Raw genomic sequence first — 19,527 nt, 5'->3', positions numbered from 1 at the left:
AAAATGATAACGCGACGCAGTTTTTTCAAGCGAGTTGGACAGGCCGGTGGGTTGGCTGCATTCAGTGCAGTGGCCAGCACGGCGGTTAGCAAGGTGGCCATGGCTGCTTTGCCAGAGCCTGTGCTTCAAACTTCGCCCGATACAATGCCCCCACTGATGCCCAACACCGGGCGCCCCTACAACCCGGTGGTGACCCTCAACGGTTGGACCTTACCGTGGCGCATGAATGCCGGCGTGAAGGAGTTTCACTTGGTGGCCGAACCCGTGGTTCGCGAAATGGCACCCGGTATGGTGGCTCACCTGTGGGGCTACAACGGGCAGTCGCCAGGCCCCACCATTGAAGTGGTGGAGGGCGACCGGGTGCGGATTTTTGTGACCAACAAATTGCCAGAACACACCAGTGTGCACTGGCACGGGCAGCGACTGCCCAATGGCATGGATGGGGTGACGGGTCTTAATCAGCCGGGTATCGCGCCAGGCAAAACCTTTGTCTATGAGTTTGTGGCACGACGGCCAGGCACCTTCATGTACCACCCTCATGCCGATGAAATGACGCAGATGGCCATGGGCATGATGGGATTTTGGGTAACCCACCCCAAGGGCAAACACCCGCTGATCGAGGAAGCAGACAGGGACTATTGCTTCTTGCTCAATGCCTACGACATTGACCCAGGTGCCTACACCCCCAAAATCATGACCATGCTGGACTTCAATTTGTGGACCTGGAACAGCCGGGTGTTCCCGGGTATTTCGCCGCTGGTGGCGCGCAAGGGCGACCGGGTTCGCATCCGCGTGGGCAATCTCACCATGACCAACCACCCCATCCACATTCATGGACATGAATTCGAAGTGACAGGCACAGACGGTGGGCCAACACCCAAAGGCGCCCGATGGCCCGAGGTCACGGTGGATGTGGCGGTCGGCCAAATGCGGCAAATGGAATTCATTGCCGACGAAGAAGGCGACTGGGCATTCCACTGCCACAAAAGCCACCACACCATGAACGCGATGGGCCACAACGTACCCACCATGATTGGTGTGGACCACCGCGGTCTGGCCGGCAAAATCAATCAGCTCATTCCTGACTACATGGTGATGGGCGAACGGGGCATGAGCGACATGAGCGAAATGCAGATGCCCTTGCCCGATAACACTGTGCCGATGATGACCGGTGACGGTCCTTATGGCTCGGTCGAAATGGGGGGCATGTTCAGCATGCTGAAGGTGCGCAAGAATCAGAAAGCGGGCGATTATTCAGACCCCGGCTGGTACCCGCAGCCAACAGGCACGCAGGCCTACGAATATACAGGCGCTCCGTTGACTGCACCGAGACGCCAGAGCCAGGCTGGCGGTGTGTCCATGCAGCAGAGCAACCGGCCCACCAACACCATTGAATTGCAAGTTCGCAAACCCCAGGGGCACCAGGGCCACTAGGCCCAAGTACCCTGTTTCCTCAAGGAGAATCCCATGAATATTCGACAATCCATTTGTTTCACAGCGCTTGCACTGTCTGCCTCGGCCTTGCCGTTGCTTGTTCAGGCGGCTGGCGATCATCAGCACAGCCACGGCGCAAGCGCCCAACAGGGAGCACCTGCAGCAGCCGATTTCACCGAGGGTGAAATTCGGAAAGTGAACAAGTCCACCGGCAAGCTCACCATCAAACATGGCGAAATCAAGAATATCCAGATGCCGCCCATGACCATGGTGTTTGAGGTGGCCGACAAAGCCATGCTGGACAGCGTGAAAGAAGGTGACAAGATCAAATTCAAAGCCAGGCAGGATGGCTCGAAACTCACGGTGACGGAGATTCAGCGCTAAGCACTGGGAATGGGGCTGTTCATCGATAGGTGAGCAGCCCGTTTTGCCGGTGGGCAAATGTATCCAGCCCCTGGGCTTGCTCATTCAGCAACCCTTGAACATGGCCCTCAAAATGCGCTTGCTCGTTGAAGCTGGCCAGTGTGACGCCGCCACGTGTATTGAAGAGCAGTTTGCTCACACTGCAGTTGGTGATGGTCCAGTTCAGGTTGAAGGCCTGTACATCGGGCACATTCAACAACTGCTGTGCGATACACGTAATCGCCCCGCCCGACGTAAACACCACAATACTGGCGGACTCATCGCCGGTGTCCAGTCTCAGGCTGTTGGCCACAACATGGCCCAAGCCCGCCATCACGCGGCTTTTGAAGGCGGTCCAACTTTCCGGGTAATCGCTGTCATGCTCGCCACTCACCCAACGGGCCACGGCCTTTTCAAAAATGGCCTGGAAGGCTTTTTTGGGGTTGGTGCTGCTGGCCATGTGCCGGTCAAATGCGTCTGAGTCTTCAAATTGACCGACAAAGGCCGTCAGAATGGCTTCATGGTCGTATTCATTAAAGCCCATGTGAATCACGGGCTCTGGCAGTCCACCATACTGCTGTTCAAATGCCTGGGCTGTTTGACGATGCCGCTTCATGCCGCCCGAATACACCGCATGGATGGGAACTTTCCTGGCCCTAAACCAGGCACCCAACTGCCGGCTTTGAACGTCGCCCAAGTCTGACAACTGGTCGTAGTCGGCGCTGTAAAATGAGGCCTGGCCGTGCCGAATCAGGTATATGCTGCCCATGGTTATTGCCCTGGCGATGTGGCGGCTCGCGCAATCAAGCGTTTGCAGCGCCAGTCAAAGTAATTCACCAAAATCCAGAAATGCTTGAAGGCAGGATTGCGGGTTTGTTTGTGGTGGTAACGGTAATAAATTTGTTGCGCAATCACCGCCAAACGGAACAGGCCAAACACCTCATAGAAGGTCCAGTTGCTGGTTTTCAGGCCTGTCTTCTGGAGGTAATAGTCCACAATCTCACGCCGCGTCAACATGCCTGGCAGGCTTGATGGTTGGCGTTGCAGCAGTTTCATCAAAAACCCATCACCAGACTCTACCCAATAGGCCAGTGCACTGCCCAAGTCCATCAAGGGATCACCCACAGTGGCCAGTTCCCAGTCCAGTACGCCAACCACTTGGGTTGGGTTGTCGGGCGAGAAAATGAGGTTGTCCAATCGCCAGTCGTTGTGGATCATGCAGGACTTCACGTCGTCAGGGCAGTTCAGGTGCAGCCACTGTCGTACCGCCTTGAAGCTGCTGACATTCCAGGTTTTTGCTTTTTCGTAACGTTGGCTCCAACCCTCCACTTGCCGGCGCGTGTAACCATCGCCCTTGTGCAGCACATCCAGCCCGCTGGCTTTCACATCCACTTGGTGCAATTCAATGAGCTTGTCCCAGCAAGACAGGCAAAGAGCCCTGGTCTCGGCGGGTGTCAGTTTCATGCCCCTGGGTAAGTGTTTGCGGGGTATTAAACCACTCACATGCACCATCACGTAAAACTCGCAGCCCAGTACCTCCGGATTGTTGCAGTACGCCACCAGGGTGGGCACCGCCGGGTACACTGGTTTCAGCAGGTTCTGAATGCGAAACTCACGCCCCATGTCGTGGGCACCCTTGGCTTTGGTACCCGCCGGGGGGCGACGCAGTACCAAGTCAGCATTGTCGTACTGCAATCGGTATGTCCAGTTGGAGGCACCCCCTTGAAACTGCGTCACCACGGGGTTTCCAGTCAGGCTCACGCCTTGAGCCTGTAGCCAGGTGGTGACTGCCTGAACATTCAGTTCTTCGCCTGCGCGAATGCCTGCAGTACTCATTTTGCGAAACCTCGTTTGGCGATCTCCAACTTGGCAATCAGGCCCATGTGAACTTCATCCGGTCCGTCGGCCAGGCGCAGGCTGCGGGCTTGTGCAAAAAAGGCTGACAAGGGTGTATCGTGGCTCATGCCGGCCCCACCGTGAATCTGGATGGCCATGTCCACCACCTGCTGCAGCACATTGGGGGCCACCACCTTGATGGCAGAAATCTCCGTCATTGCCCCCAGCGCACCGGCCTTGTCCAGTTTCCATGCGGCATACAAGGTCAAAAGCCGCGCCTGGTCAATCGCCAATCTGGCTTGTGCCACGCGTTCGCGATTGCCGCCCAGGTTCATCAAAGGCTTGCCAAACGCCACCCGACTCATGCCGCGTTCAATCATCAATTCCAGCGCCTTTTCGGCAGCGCCAATGCAGCGCATGCAGTGGTGAATACGGCCTGGTCCCAAGCGGCCTTGGGCAATTTCAAACCCGCGGCCCAGCCCGGCAATCACGTTGCCGGCAGGCACGCGCACTTGCTTGAATTCCACTTCACCATGGCCATGGGGCTCGTCATAGGCACCAAACACCGGCAGCATGCGGTGAATGGTCACACCCGGTGTGTCCAGTGGCACCAGCACCATGCTGTGCTGGGCATGTCGGCCTTTGTCGTCATCCGCTGTGCGGGCCATCACGATGGCAATTTTGGCCCGTGGGTCACCAATGCCGCTGCTCCACCACTTGCGACCATCAATCACCACGGTGTTCCCTTGCAAAGTGGCGGTGGCTTGCATGTTGGTGGCATCGCTGCTGGCCACATCGGGTTCTGTCATGCAAAACACCGAGCGAATGTCGCCGTTGAGCAAGGGAAGCAGCCACTGCGCCTGCTGTTCAGGGTTTCCGTATTTCCACAACACTTCCATGTTGCCCGTGTCGGGCGCGTTACAGTTGAACACCTCCGGGGCCATCAGGCTGCGGCCGGTTTCTTCGGCCACCAAGGCGTATTCGAGTGTGCTCAGCCCAGCACCCAATTTCTCATCCGGTAAAAACAGGTTCCACAGCCCTTGCGCACGGGCCTTGGCTTTCAGTTCTTCCATCACGGGCGGTATGCGCCAGCGGGTCCAGTCACCGCCATGGCATTGGGCATCCATGCTGTGCCAGTAGTTGGCTTCAATGGGGGCAATGTGTTGGTCAATGAAAGCGCGCACGCGCGCAGCGAAGTCCTTGGCCTTCGCGCTGGGCTCAAAATTCACCGCCAGTCTCCTCGTTGTTGTTGGGTTCGGAATGTTTCCTCCGATATCATCCATCGTATCGGAAAAACTCAATGTGGTGCTTATGAGTGTGTGGCGCAAAGTGATTGGGCCAGTCATCCTGCTGCCCGTGGTGGTGGTGGCTGGCATTGGCCTGTTTGGTGAAACGCGGGTAGAGCCGGTGGCTTGGCAGCCACCTTCACCACCCAGCCGCGACAGCGGTCCCTATCAAACCAATACCTTGTTGGAATCGGCCCAAGTGGTGGGTACAGCCAACCTGAAAAAGCCGGAGTCCCTGGCGGTGGGCCCAGATGGCCTTGTGTACACGGGGCTGGAGAACGGCGACATTGTGCGCTTCAAGCCCGATGTGCTGCAGGCCACTGACAACCCCAAGGCGGTGCCCATTGAGTTGGTGGCCAACACCGGTGGCCGTCCACTGGGGCTGACTTTTCACCCGCAGGGTTTTTTGGTGATTGCCGATGGTGTGAAGGGCCTGGTGCGGGTTGACATTGCCGGCATTTCCAACCCCAGCACCAGTGTGAAAGTGTTGAGTGGCATGGTGGATGGCGTGCCCTACAAGTTTGTAGACGATGTCGCCGTCAGCCCCGATGGTCGGTATGCTTACTATTCCGATGCGTCCACCAAGTTTGGTCTCAAAGAAGTGTCGCTCGACATTCTGGAGCATGGTGGTCATGGCCGCTTGATCCAATATGACTTTGAGACAGGCAGTGCCCGTGTCCTGCTGGCCGGTTTGCAGTTTGCCAATGGCGTGGCGGTGTCCGCCGATGGGGACTATGTCTTGATCAACGAGACGGGTGCCTATCAAATTCGAAAGGTCTGGCTGAAAGGCCCCAAAGCGGGCAAGGACGAGGTTTTTGTCGACAATTTGCCCGGCTTTCCCGACAACATTCGCCGCGATGCGCAGGGCAATTTCTGGGTGGCATTTCCCAGCCCGCGCGACAAGCTGGTGGACAGCATGGCCGAACATCCTGGGTTGAGGAAGGCCATGGGGCGTTTCCTGGAAGTGATCCAGTTTCCGGTCAAGCCAGTGGCCATGACGGTCGCCTTTAGTCCGGAGGGCAAGGTGGTGGCCAATCTGCAGGCACCCAAAGCCAATGGTTACTACTACGTGACCCAGGTCACGCCGGTGGGCAATACCCTGTTTTTGAGTTCTGTGCAGGTGCCAGGTTTGGCCACCTACCCCAATCCGTTGATGAAGTGAAAGGAGAAGCACCATGGCAAAAACCGCCGCCCCCAAGAAAGCAGGCTCAAAGGCTGCGCCTAAACCCGACATGGCCAGCATCAACATCGGTATTCCAGCCGAGCAACGCGCCGCCATTGCCCAGGGTTTAAGCCGCCTGCTGGCCGAAACCTACACGCTGTACCTCACCACACACAATTTCCATTGGAACGTCACGGGCAAGATGTTCAACACCTTGCACACCATGTTCATGGACCAATACACGGAAATGTGGAATGCGGTGGACCCCATCGCCGAGCGGATTCGTGCCCTGGGCTTTCATGCACCGGGCTCGTACGCTGAGTTTGCCAAGCTGAGTACCCTGCCCGATGCACCCGCCAAACCGCCCAAGGCCATGGAGATGGTGGAGTTGTTGGCCAAAGGTCATGAAGCGCTGGCCCGAACAGCCCGCGAAATTTTTCCGGTGGTGGATGCGGCTGACGACCAACCCTCGGCCGATGTGCTCACCCAGCGGATGGACATTCACGAAAAAACCGCCTGGATGCTGCGCGCCTTGCTGGAAGATTGACGCGCCTCTCGCTCCCATGAACGCAGCGCAGCGGGCTACCCCGTTTTGCGCTGCATCCAAAACCATACCACTTCGGGTTGTACTTGCATGGACTACCAGGAACCGGAACCGGACGACTTTGACTACGAAGCCGCCTTGCTGGCGTGCGCGCGGGGGGAGCAATTTGCCCTGCAGGCCATCTACGCCCGGGATGGACGCTGGCTGTTCTCCGTGGCTTTGCGTATCACCAAACGGGCCGAATTGGCGGAAGAGGTGTTGCACGATGCCATGATCAAGGTCTGGAAGCGGTCCAAGTTGTATTCGCCAGCGTTGGGGTCAGCCCGGGGTTGGGTCTACACAGTGGTTCGAAACCAGGCGCTCAACATGATTCGCCGTGGCAAACAGGAACTATCGACCGAAGACCTGAATTTGCCGGAATTGTCGGTGGATGAGAATGAGCATCTGGCTGATGAGGCCACCCGCATGCACCACTGTTTGGGGCATCTGGATGAGGTGAAACGCAATGCCATCGTGCTGGCCTTTGTGGAAGGCTATACGCATGAACAGATTGCCCAACGCCTCAATTCGCCCTTGGGCAGCGTGAAGTCCTGGATTCGTCGGGGCCTGTTGAAATTGAAGGAGTGTTTGTCATGAGTGAGTTGCAGGCCGAAGACCGCGTGATGCTCGCCGGTGAGTACGTGCTGGGCGTCATGACCGACGCTGAAAAGTCCGATTTTGAAACCCGCATGGCACAAGATGCTGCGCTGGCCACGGAGGTTCAGTTCTGGACCGAGCAACTGTCGGCCATGTCGCGAAAATTACCGCTCCAGCCTGTTCGACCGGTGGTGTGGGACAACATTCGCCGGTCGGTTGCAACCGAGCGCGCGCCCGCCAAAGTAGCCGATGGCGGCGCGTTCGGCTGGTTTTGGAAAGGGTGGTCGTTTGCAGCCAGCGCTGCGGCGGTGGTGTTGGCTGTTCAATTGTTGGGTGTGCAATCCGCCAACACGGGCCCGCGTTTTGTGGCGGTGATGAACAGCCCTGACCACAAAACCGAGTGGTTGGTGGAAGCCACGCCCAAAGGCACGGTCAAGGTCTATCCCATCGGCCAGCTCTCACTGCCTGATAACGCCAGTTTGGACGGCAAGGCCCTTCAGTTGTGGACCAAGGCTCCCCAGGATGCAGGGCCAACTTCGCTGGGCTTGATGGAGCTGGGCAAACCCATGGAGCTTCCAGCCAGCGCCTTGCCCCGTTTGGTCGAAGAACAACTGTTTGAGGTCAGCCTGGAGCCCCACACGGGCTCGCCTTACAAAGACAAGCCCACGGGGCCGGTGGTGCTGATTGGCAAAACGGTGGCCTTGAACTAAAACCTATTTGATGTGGGCTTTGGTTTTGAGAGCGTCGCTGTTGACGATTTCAATACTGCCGCGTCCCAGTTCCAGAATGCCTTCGGATTCCATTTCCTTGAGCATTTGGTTGATGGTCTGACGAGACACTGCCAGCATGTCGGAGAGCTTGTCTTGCGATACATGCAAAATGCGGCTGCTGGCTTGTCCACTGTCGGCACGAATGCCATAACCTTCCGACATCATCAGCAGGCGCCGGGCCAATCGAATGGGCGTTGGCAACAACGCTGCATCCTCAATCGCACCAAAAATCAATCGCACCTTCTGGGTGAGCAACAGGCCAAATTCCCGCCAGTAGCGGGGGTGGTCGTTGCACAGTTGCTCCAGCTGGTTTTGTTTCACATGCAGCAAGGTCACCACGCCATCGGCAATGGCGTCATGGGTTCGCATCTGTTTGTCAAACAGGCAAATTTCCCCGAACCAGTCAGGCGGGTCCACCAGGGTTAGAATGACTTGCTTGTCATCGGAGCCGAATTTGCTGGCCCCCACAATTTGCATGCTGCCTTTCAGCACGGCATAAATACCATCGGTACAGTCGCCCCGGCAAAAAAGCCGTTGCCCTGCGGTCAGGTGTTTGACTTGACCAAACTCCACCAGCCACTGCTGCAAACTGGCCGGCAAATTGGCAAACCAGCGACCCCGGCTCAGGATGAGTTGTATGTTTTCAGCTTGCATGGGGTGCGCCCTGGCCCTTTTGGTGTGGATATGACTGGAATCTGATGTTAAATGATCAGGCAATGTCAGGCAATTGACAGACCCTTCCGCCAAGCTTTGCAACCATGTGGCCATTCACACCCATGGGCCCACGCAGCTCGGAGACTTGCCATGAATTCACTGGTTGATCAACTCGCCAAATACGCCGCTTACCACCGCGACCCCCGCAACATTGCCACACATTTTGTCGGTGTGCCTATTATCGTGCTGTCTGTGTTCATTTTGCTGTCGCGGGTGCATGTGGATGTGGCGGGGATCGCTGTCAGCCCGGCCTTGCTGGCTTTTCTGGCGTCCAGCATCTTTTATTTTCGTCTAAGCGCCGTGTATGGGCTGGTGATGTTTGTCGTGCACGGTTTTTTGATGCTGCTGGCCGGCTATTTTGCGGGATTAACGACCTTGGCTTGGTTGTCCGCCGGTGTGGGCATTTTTGTGGTTGGTTGGATTATTCAGTTTATTGGCCACTATTACGAAGGCCGCAAGCCGGCTTTTGTGGACGACTTGATTGGTCTGGCCATTGGGCCACTGTTCGTGGTGGCTGAATTCGGCTTTTTGCTTGGCCTGGGCAAACAGGTTCAGGCCGATGTTGAGGCGATTGCAGGTCCGGTTCGCCGCCGCATGGTTCAAGCCTGAACAGGTTCATGCCGTTTCAAAACCCCCAGTGCACATCCACTTGCTTGCGCTGCGCAACCTCCAGCATTTTCAGCAGCGGGTAAGCCCGCTGTTCCAGGCTGACGTGGTTTTGCATGGCCACGCGTTCTTCCGGGCTTAAATCAGTCTCGTCGACTGGCGCCTGCTCGGCTTTGGCCATCCGCTCCATGTTCACCGCCGCCACGAGCTGTGCATGGGCGTGTGCCAGGTCTGCGGGTTCAATCACCCCACGGGCGGATGCTTCAATGCCCATGATGCGGAACAGTTTGTCGGCATGTTCCTTGAACATCACGATGTCGCCAGCGGCTTTGGACTTGAATTTGACGATGGCCATGGTCGTTGAATCGTCCTTGGTAATTGCGGGTTGCATTGGGTTTGATGGCAGGCGGGCGCACTACAATGCAAACACCGCTATTCCCATATTGTCGCGTGAAAGGTTGTTCATGATGTTCACTGGCGTTCCTCTGCACCGTATTTTTTTGCAACTGTCCGTCTGGGTTTGCGCGGCGAGCATGTTCTTGTTGTCGGCTTGCTCACCTGCCTTCAATTGGCGCGTGGTCCCCAATCCAGACAGCGGGTACACCGCCACCTTTCCCGACAAACCAGCGCTGGTAACCCGCACGCTCGACCTGGCCAACCTCAAGGTGCCCCTCACGTTGCAAGCGGCGCAGGTCAACGGCCTGTACTTCGCCGTGGGCACGGTGCCGCTGGAAGGCAACCTGAAAACCCAGCAAACCTTGCTGGTGGAGGCCTTGTCTTTGGCACTGGCCAACAACATTCAAGCTGGAAAACCGGCCTTGGCCAACACCACTTGGCTCGGTTTGCCCGTGCTCGACATGGACAGCCGTGGCAAAACCGCCAAGGGTGGCGCTGCCTTTGTGAAAGCCCGCTTCTTCGAACACAAAGGCCGGTTGTTTGAAGTCATCGTGATGGGAGAAGCCGAGCAGCCCGACCCCAGTGTGGTGGCCCAGTGGTTCAACGGCTTTTCTGTGGGTGGGCGCTAGGCCATGCTTGAAAACCATCCCCATTTGGTGCGTGAAACCCAAGCCGATGGCACTGAACGCTTGTGGGTGGTGGGCCCTTTGGCCATTCGGGTCTTTGTGATTTTCGCTTCGGCATACATGTTGTCGTATGCGTTTCGAGCCATCAATGCGGTCATTGCCAAGCCCTTGGTCCAGGAACTGGGCCTCAGCGCATCCCAATTGGGGCTGTTGGCGTCGGCCTATTTTCTGTCATTCGGCCTCATGCAGCTGCCGGTGGGGCTGATGCTGGATCGATACGGCCCACGGCGAGTGGAAGCCACGCTCATGATTTTTGCGGCCATCGGGGCGCTGTGGTTTGCCTCGGCCAATTCCTTTGCGGGCCTTTGGATGGGGCGGGCCCTGATTGGCGTGGGTGTATCGGCCTGTCTCATGGCGTCGATCAAAGCCTATGCGCTTTATTTCAAACCACACCTTCAGGCGAGTATGTCCTCCTGGATGCTGATGGCGGGCTCGCTGGGCGCCTTGTCCGTTACCACGCCAGTGGAAGCCTTGTTGCCGATGTTGGGCTGGCGCGGTGTGTTTGTGGCGGCCGCTGCATTGTGCCTGGCTGCCAGCCTCACCCTGTGGTTTGTCATGCCCACACTGTTCAAACCTCAAAAAGCCGAGTCTGTGGGTGATATGGCCAAAGCATTCAAGGTCGTGTTTCGCCACCCCCACTTTTGGCGAGTGGCGCCATTGGCCACCCTCACGCAAGGCGGTTTTATGGCCTTTCACGGTTTGTGGGTTGGGCCTTGGTTCACCGATGTGGTGGGCTACAGCAATGCGCAGGCTGCGCAAAACATGTTCTGGATTTCAGCCGCCATGCTGGTTGGTTATTTTCTGGTGGGGCAGGGTACGCGCACCTTAACCCGCCGCGGTGCGGATGAAGACCTTATTTTGGTGATTGGTTTGGGCGCAGCCATTGTGATTTTTGGCAGCCAGTTGTGGATGGGTGGCGCAAGCCATGTTTATGGGTGGTTGCTTCATGGTTTTACTGTGGCAACCGGCATCATGACCTACGCAACCTGCAACAAACCGTTTCCACGGCATCTCACCGGGCGGTCCAGCACCGCATTGAACTTGCTGATTTTTGCGGGCGCTTTTAGTGTGCAGTGGGGCATTGGTCTGGGCATTGATTTCTGTCAGTACCTGGGTTTGGAACGGGCCTCCGCCATGCGCGCGTCGTTGGGTGTGTTGTGTGCCCTGCAGGTGGTCTCGTGGTTGTGGTTTGTCCGGCCGGGGCGCCGACAAAGCCACCTGATTGCCTTGGGGTGAACCGCTTCGATGGTCTGAATGCGAATCATTATCGACGGATATCAAGCCGTGCACTCAAATAGCCCTGATCTATCGAGAAAATTGGCAAGTCTTATTTGACAGCTGTCTTGGACATTTTTAAGAATGAAAATTCCTCATGGTTCAATGCTTGATTTGGAGGCAATGAAAATGGAATTGAAGGGATCCAAGACAGAACAGAACTTGAAAGATGCATTTGCTGGCGAGTCGCAGGCCAACCGTCGCTACTTGTACTTCGCGGCCAAAGCGGACGTGGAAGGCTACAACGACGTGGCCGCGGTGTTCCGTTCCACTGCAGAAGGTGAAACAGGCCATGCCCATGGCCACCTGGAATACTTGGAAAAGTGCGGCGACCCGGCCACCGGCATGCCGTTTGGCCCCACGGCTGACAACCTGAAGTCGGCCATCGCCGGCGAAACCCACGAGTACACCGACATGTACCCTGGCATGGCCAAAACAGCCCGCGATGAAGGCTTTGACGAAATCGCAGACTGGTTTGAAACCCTGGCCAAAGCAGAGCGTTCCCACGCCAACAAGTTCCAGAAAACCCTGGACACCATGGCTGCCTAAACCCTGGGCATCAGCCGCCAGCGCGCAAAGCCTGGCGGCTTTTTGAGAAGGCTTGCCCAGACAGCACAGGGCCCGCCACAAACACAGGAGGTTGATGTGTCAGTTGTCGGAACCATACGTGAAGGCAGTACCCAGGCGCCCACGCGCCACCCCATCGACTGGAAAAATCCCGAGTTTTACAACGAAGAGGCTTGCTTCAACGAGATGGAGCGCATCTTCGACATTTGCCATGGTTGCCGCCGCTGCGTCAGCCTCTGCGGCTCGTTCCCCGTGTTGTTCGACCTCATCGATGAAGGCCCTACCATGGAGCTCGATGGGGTACCCAAAGAAAAATACTGGGACGTTGTTGACCAGTGCTACCTCTGCGACATGTGCTACATGAGCAAGTGTCCCTATGTGCCGCCGCATGAGTGGAATCTGGACTTTCCACACACCATGTTGCGGGCCAAGGCCATCAAATTCAAGAAAGGGGGTGCCTCATTCCGTGACAAATTCCTCAGCAGCACCGATGCGCTGGGCAGTTTTGCCGGTATTCCCATCGTGACCCAAACCGTGAATGCCGTGAATGGCACGGCAGCCATGCGGTCGGCCATGGACAGCGCCCTCGGCGTGGACAAAAAAGCCTGGATTCCCAGCTATGCACCCAAGAAATTCCGCAGCATTGAAAAAGCCCACCGCGCCGACAAAATCGCTGCACCGGTTGATGTGGTCAATGGTGAGCGTACACCTGGCAAAGTGGCCATTTTTTCCACCTGCTACGTGAATTACAACGAGCCTGGCATTGGCCAAGACCTCGTCAAGATTTTGCAACACAACAACATTCCGTATGTGTTGGCCGAGAAAGAAGCCTGCTGTGGCATGCCCAAGCTGGAGCTGGGTGATCTGGACTCTGTGGCCAAACTGGCGGAGAAAAACATCCCTGCGCTGGCCAAGTTGGCCAAGGAAGGCTATGCCATCCTCACGGCCATTCCGTCTTGCACCTTGATGTTCAAGCAGGAATTGCCCTTGATGTTTCCCGACGATGCCGACGTGCAGGCTGTGAAAAAAGCCATGTGGGACCCGTTTGAATACCTGATTGCGCGTAACAAGGACGGCTTGCTCAACACAGATTTTAAACACGGACTGGGCAATGTGAGTTACCAGGTGCCTTGCCATAGCCGAGTGCAGAATGTGGGTAAAAAAACCGAGGAAATGCTGAAGTTGGTGCCCGACACGGCGGTGAACACGGTGGAGCGTTGTTCAGGCCACTCTGGCACTTGGGGTGTGAAAAAGGAATTTCACGGCATGGCCATGAAAATTGGCAAACCCGTGTTCAAGCAGGTGGCCGCCAAAGCCCCCGACTATGTGAGTTCCGATTGCCAGTTGGCAGGCCACCACATCATGCAGGGGTTGGCCGAACTGGGTGAGTCGGCAGGCTTGAGCAAAACGCCCGAACTGGCCCACCCCATCAGTTTGATTCGAATCGCTTATGGTCTGTGATGTCATGGACGGACAAGGAGTAGGTCGTGATGCCTGTGATTACCCGTGAAAGCCTGCTGTCCCTGGAAAGTTATTCCAAACAGCGCAAAGCATGGAAAGAAAAAATCATTCCTCACAAAAAGGCGCGCACCCTGCATGTGGGCAACCATGTCACACTGATTTTTGAGGATGAGTTCACCATTCGCTATCAAATCCAGGAAATGCTGCGCATTGAAAAAACCTTCGAGGAAGAAGGCATTCTGGATGAGTTGGAAGCGTATGGGCCTTTGGTGCCCGACGGCAGCAACTTCAAGGCGACCATGATGATTGAATATGGCGACCCCGAGCTTCGTGCTCAGCAGTTGCGCCTGCTCAAAGGCATTGAGGATGTAACCTGGGTGCGCGTGGACGGTTTTGACAAAGTGTTTGCCATTGCCGATGAAGACCTGGAACGCGAAAACGCGGAGAAAACCTCGGCTGTGCATTTTTTGCGTTTTGAATTGAGCCCAGCCATGTGCGCTGCCTTAAAGGCTGGAGCGGCCTTGGGTGTGGGTATCGACCATGCCCACTACAGCCACGCGGTGGATGAAGTTGCTCCACAAACCCAGGCTGCTTTGGTCAAGGACCTTTCCTAGGCGGCTGCGGTCGGTTGCCGGGTTTGAAGCGCCTGTGTACCGGCGGCTGAATTCCCCAAGGTGTTCAGGTTGCGCCGGTATTGAATGGCGGTGGCCATGTGGGTTTTGCTGATTTGCGGCGTTGTGTCCAGGTCGGCCAACGTCCGGGCTACCCGCAGTATGCGGTGCAGGGCTCGGGCCGACAGGTGATGTCTCTGGGCAAACCCCAGCAAGAGTTTTTCCGCCTCGACGCTGGGTTTGCATTGCTGCTGGATTTGGCCCGGCGTTAGCTCACCATTGAGGCAACCCTGGCGAGTGAGCTGCACTGTGCGGCAGGCTTGAACCAGGCTCAGGTACTCGGTGCTGCTGCGCAGTTCGGCGACTCGTCCTTCCGTGTTCAACAGGGTGTCGTGCTGAACGGGGTGAACTTCAATGGAGATGTCCAAGCGGTCGGCCAAGGGGCCCGACAATTTCGCCTGGTAGCGCCGCACCTGCTCCGGGGAGCAACGGCATTCCTTGTGGGGATGCCCCAGCCAGCCGCATGGGCAAGGGTTGTGTGCGCACACCCACAGAAAGCGGGCCGGGAAGCTGGCCTGGTGACCTGCCCGTGAAATATTCACGCGCCCTGTTTCCAGGGGCTCTCGCAAGGCTTCCAGGCAGCGACGCTCAAATTCCAGCACCTCATCGGTGAACAAAATGCCCTGGTGTGCCAGCGTAATTTCGCCCGGCGCCGGTGGGTTGCCGCCCCCTATTAGGGAAACGGGGCTGCAGCCAGGATGTGGGTTTCGGAAAGGACGTTGCATCACCAGTTGATCGCCCTCGCCTTTCAGGCTCCGAATCGCAGACAATTCCAGTGCCTCATCCAACGGCAGTTGGGGAAGCAGGCCGGCCATGCGCTGAGCCAACATGGACTTTCCGCTGCCCGGTGGGCCCATCAAGCGAATGTGGTGATGCCCGGCTGCGGCGGTCACCAGCGCGTGTTTGGCGGTGGCGTGACCAATCACCTCACTGAAATCTGCGATGGGTTTGGGTGGTGTGAGGTGGCTTTGCGCCGGGGCTTCCAGCGCCTGCAGTGGCTCCCCGTGGCCAACCAAATGGGCCGCCACCTCAAACAGTGTGTTCGCACCATACACCACCACATCCGGCACACAGGCCGCCTTGGCCGCCTCGGCCTGCGGCAGCATCAAGCGCTGCCGTGTGGCTGTTTGGGTGTTTTCACGCCGCAAGGCCACGGCCATTGCAAACGGGCTTCGCACGCCAGTCAATGCGCCGCTCAGTGACAATTCACCGGCGAATAACCACTCATCCAGCTTCGCCTTGGCCAATTGGCCGGAAGCACTGGCGATTCCCAAGGCTATGGCCAGGTCAAAAGAAGCACTGCCCTTGGGCAGATCGGCGGGCGCGAGGTTGACAGTGATCCGTTGGGCCGGGAATTCAAATCCGCTGTTGATCAATGCTGAACGCACCCGTTCCTTGGATTCCCGGATTTCGGCATCTGGCAACCCGACAATGGCGAAGGACGGCAAGCCGGATGAGAGGTGGACTTCAATGCGCACCGGCATGGCGCGCAGGCCGACAAAAGTCAGGCTGTGTAGAGTGGCGAGGGGCATGAATCAGGGGTGCAGGGCTGCAAACAATCCATTATCCCGATGGGCTTTCAAGTGCCGAAAGGGATCCCTTGCGTTAATTCACCCCAAAGAGTTGATGCACCGATTTGGTCCTCGCGCACCGACTTGGCTCACATTGCCCGTTTTTCGAGGAATTCCACGCGCTGTTCAAGGGCATGAACACGTTCACGCAAACGCTGAATCACTTCCTTTTGAATCTCAAAGTCTTCCAGCGTTACAAATTCCATGTCTTGAAGACTTTGCCGGATCAATTGCGTGATGGGGTTTTCGAGACCAGACAAGCCCTTGCTGCCCAGAAAGTCTCCAACACGGCTTTGTATTGCATCAAACGGATTGTTGGCCACAGCATTCTCTCCTGCAGGTTTTGGGTGCACCAATGTGGTGCAATCGGTGGGCGGTCTGACAAATTTCAGGCTGTTCAAACCCTGGATTCTGCCCTAAAACAGGCCTGTTCACGTGAGTTTACCGACGAAAGCCGGGTTGGCACAGTTCTCGCTATTACCCCTTTGCCAAAAAATCACACGGCATTCATCTATTTTTAGGAGAGTGAGATGAAAAAAGCATTGCTGGCCCACGCTGTTGTCGCTGCATTGAGCACATTCGGGGCTGTTTCCGCTGTATCCGCTGCTGACAATCCCATCACAGCCAACGTCACTGTGGCCACCGATTACCGGTTCCGCGGCATTTCCCAAACCCTGAATGGCCCAGCCCTGCAGGGTGGTTTTGACTATGCCCACTCCAGTGGCTTCTATGTGGGCAACTGGAACTCCAACGTGGATTTCGGAAATGCGGCAGCCGCTGCCGGTGCCAACCTTGAAATGGACCTCTACGGTGGTTACAAGGGCGAGTACTCCGGCCTTGGCTATGACGTGGGTGCCATTCGTTACTACTACCCAAGCGCCTTGGGTTACGACACCACAGAAATTTATGGTGGTGTGAGCTATGGCCCATTGTCCGGCAAACTCTTTTACACCGTGAGCGACGGCTACTTTGGCTATCGCGGTGCTGGTGCTGGTAAAACAGATGCCAAGGGCACCACTTACCTGGACCTCGGCTACACCGACGCCCTGCCATTTTATGACCTGACATTGAACGCACGCGTGGGCATTGTTGACATTGACAATGACTTCTCTGGCTCCGATGAAATCAGCTACAACCACTACACACTGGGCGTGACCAAGCCTGTGTTGGGAACCACGGTTGGCCTCACATTCCACAAAGTGTCTGGTTTGGAAAACGGCACCGCTGCTGCTGGCGGCAAGCAGTTCTACCGCGCGACCGATGGTCGTGGCGACAATCAAAACTTGTACAAGTCCGCTTTGATTCTGTCTGTTTCCAAAGCGTTCTGATCGTGATTTGACAGCGCTCTGAAGAGGGGCGCTGTTCAACCCTCTTCAATCAATTTCTTTCAGGAGTGCGTAATGAAGCTTATTTCAGCCGTCATTAAGCCTTTCAAGCTGGATGAAGTCCGCGAGGCGCTGTCTGCCATTGGTGTTCAAGGCATTACAGTGACCGAGGTCAAGGGCTTTGGTCGCCAGAAAGGCCACACCGAGTTGTATCGCGGTGCCGAATATGTGGTGGATTTTCTGCCCAAGGTGAAAATTGAAGCAGCCGTGGACGACAGTTTGGTCGACCAAGCCTGTGAAGCCATCGAAACAGCCGCCAAAACCGGCAAGATCGGTGACGGCAAAATTTTCGTTTTCGACCTGTTGAGTGTTACCCGTATTCGCACAGGCGAAACCGGTAAAGACGCACTTTAATCGAGTGAGGACACCATGAAAAAATTCCTGACTGTCTGGCTTGCCGCCGCCACCTTGGGTGTGGCTGCGCTAAGCACCGGCGCGTACGCCGAAGACAAGCCGGCAACACCCGCCGTGACCGAGGCTGCGCCAGCTGCAGCCCCCGCTGCCGAAGCGCCTGCTGCGGCCCCTGCTCCAGCGGCTGCGCCAGCTGCTGCCGCTGCGCCAGCCCCTGCTGAAGCAGCCCCTGCCCCTGTGCCCAACAAAGGCGACACCACCTGGATGATGGTGGCCACACTGCTGGTCATTTTGATGACCGTGCCCGGCTTGGCCTTGTTCTATGGCGGCTTGGTCCGCAGCAAGAACATGCTGTCGGTGCTCATGCAAGTCATGGTGACTTTCAGCCTGATCGTGGTGCTGTGGTTCATCTATGGTTACAGCCTGGCCTTTACTGAAGGCAATGCCTTTGTGGGTGGCTTTGACCGCGTGATGATGGCCGGCATTTGGGACAACGTCGCCGGAACATTTGCCAACGCTGCGACCTTCAGCAAGGGCGTGGTCATTCCCGAGATCGTGTTTGCCGCATTCCAAGCCACATTTGCTGGCATTACCTGTGCCCTGATCGTGGGTGCCTTTGCCGAGCGGATCAAGTTTTCTGCTGTATTGCTGTTCATGGTGCTGTGGTTCACATTCAGCTACATCCCCGTTGCACACATGGTGTGGTTCTGGATGGGTCCCGATGCCTACACCGGCGCTGACGTGGTCGATGCGATGAACGCCAAAGCTGGTTTCATCTGGCAAATGGGTGCGCTTGACTTCGCCGGTGGTACCGTTGTTCACATCAATGCTGCTGTGGCTGGCCTGGTGGGCGCATTCATGGTGGGCAAGCGTGTGGGTTACGGCAAAGAGTCCATGGCGCCTCACAGCCTGACACTGACCATGGTGGGCGCTTCGCTGCTGTGGGTGGGCTGGTTTGGTTTCAACGCAGGTTCTGCACTGGAAGCCAACGGTTTCGCTGCCCTGGCCTTTGCCAACACCTTTGTAGCCACCGCGGGTGCCGTGTTGGCCTGGTGTGCTGGTGAAGCCCTGCTGAAAGGCAAGGCCTCCATGTTGGGTGCAGCCTCTGGCGCCGTTGCTGGTCTGGTGGCCATTACCCCGGCTGCCGGCAACGTCGGCATCGGTGGTGCGCTCATCATCGGCCTGATCGCTGGTCTGGCCTGTTTGTGGGGTGTGACTGGCCTGAAGAAGCTGCTGGGCGCTGACGACACACTGGACGTGTTCGGCGTGCACGGTGTGGGTGGTATCCTGGGTGCCCTGTTGACCGGTGTGTTCAACAGCCCCAACCTGGGCGGCCCATCGGCTGTGGCTGACTGGACGACCGTGGCCATGATTGCACCCGGCGACTTCTCCATCGGTGCACAGGTACTGGTTCAGGCCAAAGCTGTGCTGATCACCGTGGTGTGGTCCGCAGTGGTGTCGGTCATTGCTTACAAGCTGGTTGACCTGATCATCGGTTTGCGGGTTTCGGAAGAAGCCGAGCGCGAAGGTCTGGACATCAGTTCACATGGCGAACAGGCCTACGTGAAGTAAGGTTCACTCTCCAGCGAAAGTTGGAATCGCCCCGCCGCAAGTCGGGGCACTCAAAGCCACCTTCGGGTGGCTTTTTTGTTTGTCGCACTGTGGTTAATGGCTCAATAGCGGCCCGCACGGTCACACCCCTTAGCGACGGCCAATCTGTTGTTCAAAACCTGAGCCTCGCGATCGCTGAGGTCGACCCTCCAAAAAGGACGGT

At 56.9% G+C, this 19,527-nt stretch carries 22 protein-coding genes; 15 read left to right on the top strand and 7 right to left on the bottom strand.

Going from position 1 to position 19,527, the window contains the following annotated elements; all coding sequences use genetic code 11:
• Positions 1–3 precede the first annotated feature (3 nt).
• Together NQT62_RS03495 and NQT62_RS03490 are read left to right on the top strand one after the other, a co-directional pair.
• Entirely contained in the window at positions 4–1,434 is a 1,431-nt protein-coding gene (locus tag NQT62_RS03495) for a multicopper oxidase family protein (protein ID WP_256763180.1), read from the top strand.
• A 33-nt stretch (positions 1,435–1,467) separates the two neighbouring features.
• Positions 1,468–1,818 (top strand): copper-binding protein, encoded by a 351-nt coding sequence (locus NQT62_RS03490; protein ID WP_256763179.1) that lies wholly within the window; start codon positions 1,468–1,470, stop codon positions 1,816–1,818.
• A 19-nt stretch (positions 1,819–1,837) separates the two neighbouring features.
• Here NQT62_RS03490 and NQT62_RS03485 read toward each other — a convergent pair whose 3' ends face one another.
• Genes NQT62_RS03485 through NQT62_RS03475 form a run of 3 tightly spaced genes read right to left on the bottom strand, consistent with a single transcriptional unit; the run spans position 1,838 to position 4,901 of the window.
• On the bottom strand, positions 1,838–2,605 hold the full coding sequence (locus tag NQT62_RS03485) for a histidine phosphatase family protein (protein WP_256763178.1): 768 nt from the start codon (positions 2,603–2,605) through the stop codon (positions 1,838–1,840).
• Between the two features lie 2 nt (positions 2,606–2,607).
• Complete coding sequence (locus NQT62_RS03480) at positions 2,608–3,672, bottom strand: phosphotransferase family protein (RefSeq protein WP_256763176.1); 1,065 nt, start codon at positions 3,670–3,672, stop codon at positions 2,608–2,610.
• Positions 3,669–4,901: an acyl-CoA dehydrogenase family protein gene (locus tag NQT62_RS03475; RefSeq protein ID WP_256763175.1), complete on the bottom strand. Its 1,233-nt coding sequence runs from the start codon at positions 4,899–4,901 to the stop codon at positions 3,669–3,671. The genes NQT62_RS03480 and NQT62_RS03475 overlap by 4 nt, the downstream gene beginning before the upstream one ends.
• A gap of 31 nt (positions 4,902–4,932) precedes the next feature.
• On the opposite strand from NQT62_RS03475, the gene NQT62_RS03470 reads away from it, so the two are divergent.
• From NQT62_RS03470 to NQT62_RS03455, 4 genes are all read left to right on the top strand, one after another.
• Complete coding sequence (locus NQT62_RS03470) at positions 4,933–6,120, top strand: SMP-30/gluconolactonase/LRE family protein (RefSeq protein ID WP_256763173.1); 1,188 nt, start codon at positions 4,933–4,935, stop codon at positions 6,118–6,120.
• Positions 6,121–6,133: 13 nt separating this feature from the next.
• Positions 6,134–6,667 (top strand): Dps family protein, encoded by a 534-nt coding sequence (locus tag NQT62_RS03465; RefSeq protein ID WP_370569119.1) that lies wholly within the window; start codon positions 6,134–6,136, stop codon positions 6,665–6,667.
• An 87-nt stretch (positions 6,668–6,754) separates the two neighbouring features.
• Positions 6,755–7,300: a sigma-70 family RNA polymerase sigma factor gene (locus NQT62_RS03460; RefSeq protein WP_256763172.1), complete on the top strand. Its 546-nt coding sequence runs from the start codon at positions 6,755–6,757 to the stop codon at positions 7,298–7,300.
• On the top strand, positions 7,297–8,010 hold the full coding sequence (locus NQT62_RS03455; protein ID WP_256763171.1) for an anti-sigma factor: 714 nt from the start codon (positions 7,297–7,299) through the stop codon (positions 8,008–8,010). The genes NQT62_RS03460 and NQT62_RS03455 overlap by 4 nt, the downstream gene beginning before the upstream one ends.
• Positions 8,011–8,013: 3 nt before the next feature.
• On the opposite strand, the gene NQT62_RS03450 is transcribed toward NQT62_RS03455, so the two are convergent.
• Positions 8,014–8,724 carry a Crp/Fnr family transcriptional regulator gene (locus NQT62_RS03450; RefSeq protein ID WP_256763169.1) on the bottom strand — a complete coding sequence of 237 codons (711 nt, stop codon included), beginning with the start codon at positions 8,722–8,724 and terminating at the stop codon, positions 8,014–8,016.
• A gap of 150 nt (positions 8,725–8,874) precedes the next feature.
• On the opposite strand from NQT62_RS03450, the gene NQT62_RS03445 reads away from it, so the two are divergent.
• Entirely contained in the window at positions 8,875–9,393 is a 519-nt protein-coding gene (locus NQT62_RS03445) for an Mpo1 family 2-hydroxy fatty acid dioxygenase (RefSeq protein ID WP_256763168.1), read from the top strand.
• Between the two features lie 16 nt (positions 9,394–9,409).
• On the opposite strand, the gene NQT62_RS03440 is transcribed toward NQT62_RS03445, so the two are convergent.
• Positions 9,410–9,745: a DUF1840 domain-containing protein gene (locus NQT62_RS03440; protein ID WP_256763167.1), complete on the bottom strand. Its 336-nt coding sequence runs from the start codon at positions 9,743–9,745 to the stop codon at positions 9,410–9,412.
• Between the two features lie 109 nt (positions 9,746–9,854).
• Here NQT62_RS03440 and NQT62_RS03435 point away from each other — a divergent pair, with 109 nt between their 5' ends.
• From NQT62_RS03435 to NQT62_RS03415, 5 genes are all read left to right on the top strand, one after another.
• Positions 9,855–10,415 carry a hypothetical protein gene (locus tag NQT62_RS03435; RefSeq protein ID WP_256763166.1) on the top strand — a complete coding sequence of 187 codons (561 nt, stop codon included), beginning with the start codon at positions 9,855–9,857 and terminating at the stop codon, positions 10,413–10,415.
• A 3-nt stretch (positions 10,416–10,418) separates the two neighbouring features.
• Positions 10,419–11,708: an MFS transporter gene (locus NQT62_RS03430; RefSeq protein ID WP_256763165.1), complete on the top strand. Its 1,290-nt coding sequence runs from the start codon at positions 10,419–10,421 to the stop codon at positions 11,706–11,708.
• 168 nt (positions 11,709–11,876) lie between these two features.
• On the top strand, positions 11,877–12,296 hold the full coding sequence (locus tag NQT62_RS03425) for a rubrerythrin family protein (RefSeq protein ID WP_256763164.1): 420 nt from the start codon (positions 11,877–11,879) through the stop codon (positions 12,294–12,296).
• Positions 12,297–12,392: 96 nt separating this feature from the next.
• Positions 12,393–13,775: a heterodisulfide reductase-related iron-sulfur binding cluster gene (locus NQT62_RS03420; RefSeq protein ID WP_256763163.1), complete on the top strand. Its 1,383-nt coding sequence runs from the start codon at positions 12,393–12,395 to the stop codon at positions 13,773–13,775.
• Between the two features lie 29 nt (positions 13,776–13,804).
• Positions 13,805–14,389, top strand: coding sequence for a DUF3501 family protein (locus tag NQT62_RS03415; RefSeq protein WP_256763539.1), 585 nt, complete (start codon positions 13,805–13,807; stop codon positions 14,387–14,389).
• Here the strand turns inward: NQT62_RS03415 and NQT62_RS03410 are convergent.
• Together NQT62_RS03410 and NQT62_RS03405 are read right to left on the bottom strand one after the other, a co-directional pair.
• On the bottom strand, positions 14,386–15,978 hold the full coding sequence (locus NQT62_RS03410) for a YifB family Mg chelatase-like AAA ATPase (protein WP_256763162.1): 1,593 nt from the start codon (positions 15,976–15,978) through the stop codon (positions 14,386–14,388). The genes NQT62_RS03415 and NQT62_RS03410 overlap by 4 nt on opposite strands.
• A 128-nt stretch (positions 15,979–16,106) precedes the next feature.
• Positions 16,107–16,340: an accessory factor UbiK family protein gene (locus NQT62_RS03405; protein WP_256763161.1), complete on the bottom strand. Its 234-nt coding sequence runs from the start codon at positions 16,338–16,340 to the stop codon at positions 16,107–16,109.
• A 207-nt stretch (positions 16,341–16,547) separates the two neighbouring features.
• Between NQT62_RS03405 and NQT62_RS03400 the strand changes: the two genes are divergently transcribed.
• From NQT62_RS03400 to NQT62_RS03390, 3 genes are all read left to right on the top strand, one after another.
• Entirely contained in the window at positions 16,548–17,345 is a 798-nt protein-coding gene (locus tag NQT62_RS03400; RefSeq protein ID WP_256763160.1) for a TorF family putative porin, read from the top strand.
• A gap of 72 nt (positions 17,346–17,417) precedes the next feature.
• Complete coding sequence (locus tag NQT62_RS03395) at positions 17,418–17,756, top strand: P-II family nitrogen regulator (protein ID WP_256763159.1); 339 nt, start codon at positions 17,418–17,420, stop codon at positions 17,754–17,756.
• Between the two features lie 15 nt (positions 17,757–17,771).
• Entirely contained in the window at positions 17,772–19,325 is a 1,554-nt protein-coding gene (locus tag NQT62_RS03390; RefSeq protein WP_256763158.1) for an ammonium transporter, read from the top strand.
• Positions 19,326–19,527: the final 202 nt, after the last annotated feature.

The organism is Limnobacter humi (genome assembly GCF_024518835.1).
Classification (GTDB): domain Bacteria; phylum Pseudomonadota; class Gammaproteobacteria; order Burkholderiales; family Burkholderiaceae_B; genus Limnobacter; species Limnobacter humi.
Note: the sequence above shows the minus strand (reverse complement) of the source record. Positions and strands in the feature narration are given on the sequence as shown.

What these genes read in the sequence shown, in the direction of transcription:
- NQT62_RS03495 (WP_256763180.1), top strand. Translation starts at nt 4, where the DNA reads ATGATAACGCGACGCAGTTTTTTCAAGCGAGTTGGACAGGCCGGTGGG.
- NQT62_RS03490 (WP_256763179.1), top strand. Translation starts at nt 1,468, where the DNA reads ATGAATATTCGACAATCCATTTGTTTCACAGCGCTTGCACTGTCTGCC.
- NQT62_RS03485 (WP_256763178.1), bottom strand. Translation starts at nt 2,605, where the DNA reads ATGGGCAGCATATACCTGATTCGGCACGGCCAGGCCTCATTTTACAGC.
- NQT62_RS03480 (WP_256763176.1), bottom strand. Translation starts at nt 3,672, where the DNA reads ATGAGTACTGCAGGCATTCGCGCAGGCGAAGAACTGAATGTTCAGGCA.
- NQT62_RS03470 (WP_256763173.1), top strand. Translation starts at nt 4,933, where the DNA reads ATGTTTCCTCCGATATCATCCATCGTATCGGAAAAACTCAATGTGGTG.
- NQT62_RS03465 (WP_370569119.1), top strand. Translation starts at nt 6,134, where the DNA reads ATGGCAAAAACCGCCGCCCCCAAGAAAGCAGGCTCAAAGGCTGCGCCT.
- NQT62_RS03460 (WP_256763172.1), top strand. Translation starts at nt 6,755, where the DNA reads ATGGACTACCAGGAACCGGAACCGGACGACTTTGACTACGAAGCCGCC.
- NQT62_RS03455 (WP_256763171.1), top strand. Translation starts at nt 7,297, where the DNA reads ATGAGTGAGTTGCAGGCCGAAGACCGCGTGATGCTCGCCGGTGAGTAC.
- NQT62_RS03450 (WP_256763169.1), bottom strand. Translation starts at nt 8,724, where the DNA reads ATGCAAGCTGAAAACATACAACTCATCCTGAGCCGGGGTCGCTGGTTT.
- NQT62_RS03445 (WP_256763168.1), top strand. Translation starts at nt 8,875, where the DNA reads ATGAATTCACTGGTTGATCAACTCGCCAAATACGCCGCTTACCACCGC.
- NQT62_RS03440 (WP_256763167.1), bottom strand. Translation starts at nt 9,745, where the DNA reads ATGGCCATCGTCAAATTCAAGTCCAAAGCCGCTGGCGACATCGTGATG.
- NQT62_RS03435 (WP_256763166.1), top strand. Translation starts at nt 9,855, where the DNA reads ATGATGTTCACTGGCGTTCCTCTGCACCGTATTTTTTTGCAACTGTCC.
- NQT62_RS03430 (WP_256763165.1), top strand. Translation starts at nt 10,419, where the DNA reads ATGCTTGAAAACCATCCCCATTTGGTGCGTGAAACCCAAGCCGATGGC.
- NQT62_RS03425 (WP_256763164.1), top strand. Translation starts at nt 11,877, where the DNA reads ATGGAATTGAAGGGATCCAAGACAGAACAGAACTTGAAAGATGCATTT.
- NQT62_RS03415 (WP_256763539.1), top strand. Translation starts at nt 13,805, where the DNA reads ATGCCTGTGATTACCCGTGAAAGCCTGCTGTCCCTGGAAAGTTATTCC.
- NQT62_RS03410 (WP_256763162.1), bottom strand. Translation starts at nt 15,978, where the DNA reads ATGCCCCTCGCCACTCTACACAGCCTGACTTTTGTCGGCCTGCGCGCC.
- NQT62_RS03400 (WP_256763160.1), top strand. Translation starts at nt 16,548, where the DNA reads ATGAAAAAAGCATTGCTGGCCCACGCTGTTGTCGCTGCATTGAGCACA.
- NQT62_RS03395 (WP_256763159.1), top strand. Translation starts at nt 17,418, where the DNA reads ATGAAGCTTATTTCAGCCGTCATTAAGCCTTTCAAGCTGGATGAAGTC.
- NQT62_RS03390 (WP_256763158.1), top strand. Translation starts at nt 17,772, where the DNA reads ATGAAAAAATTCCTGACTGTCTGGCTTGCCGCCGCCACCTTGGGTGTG.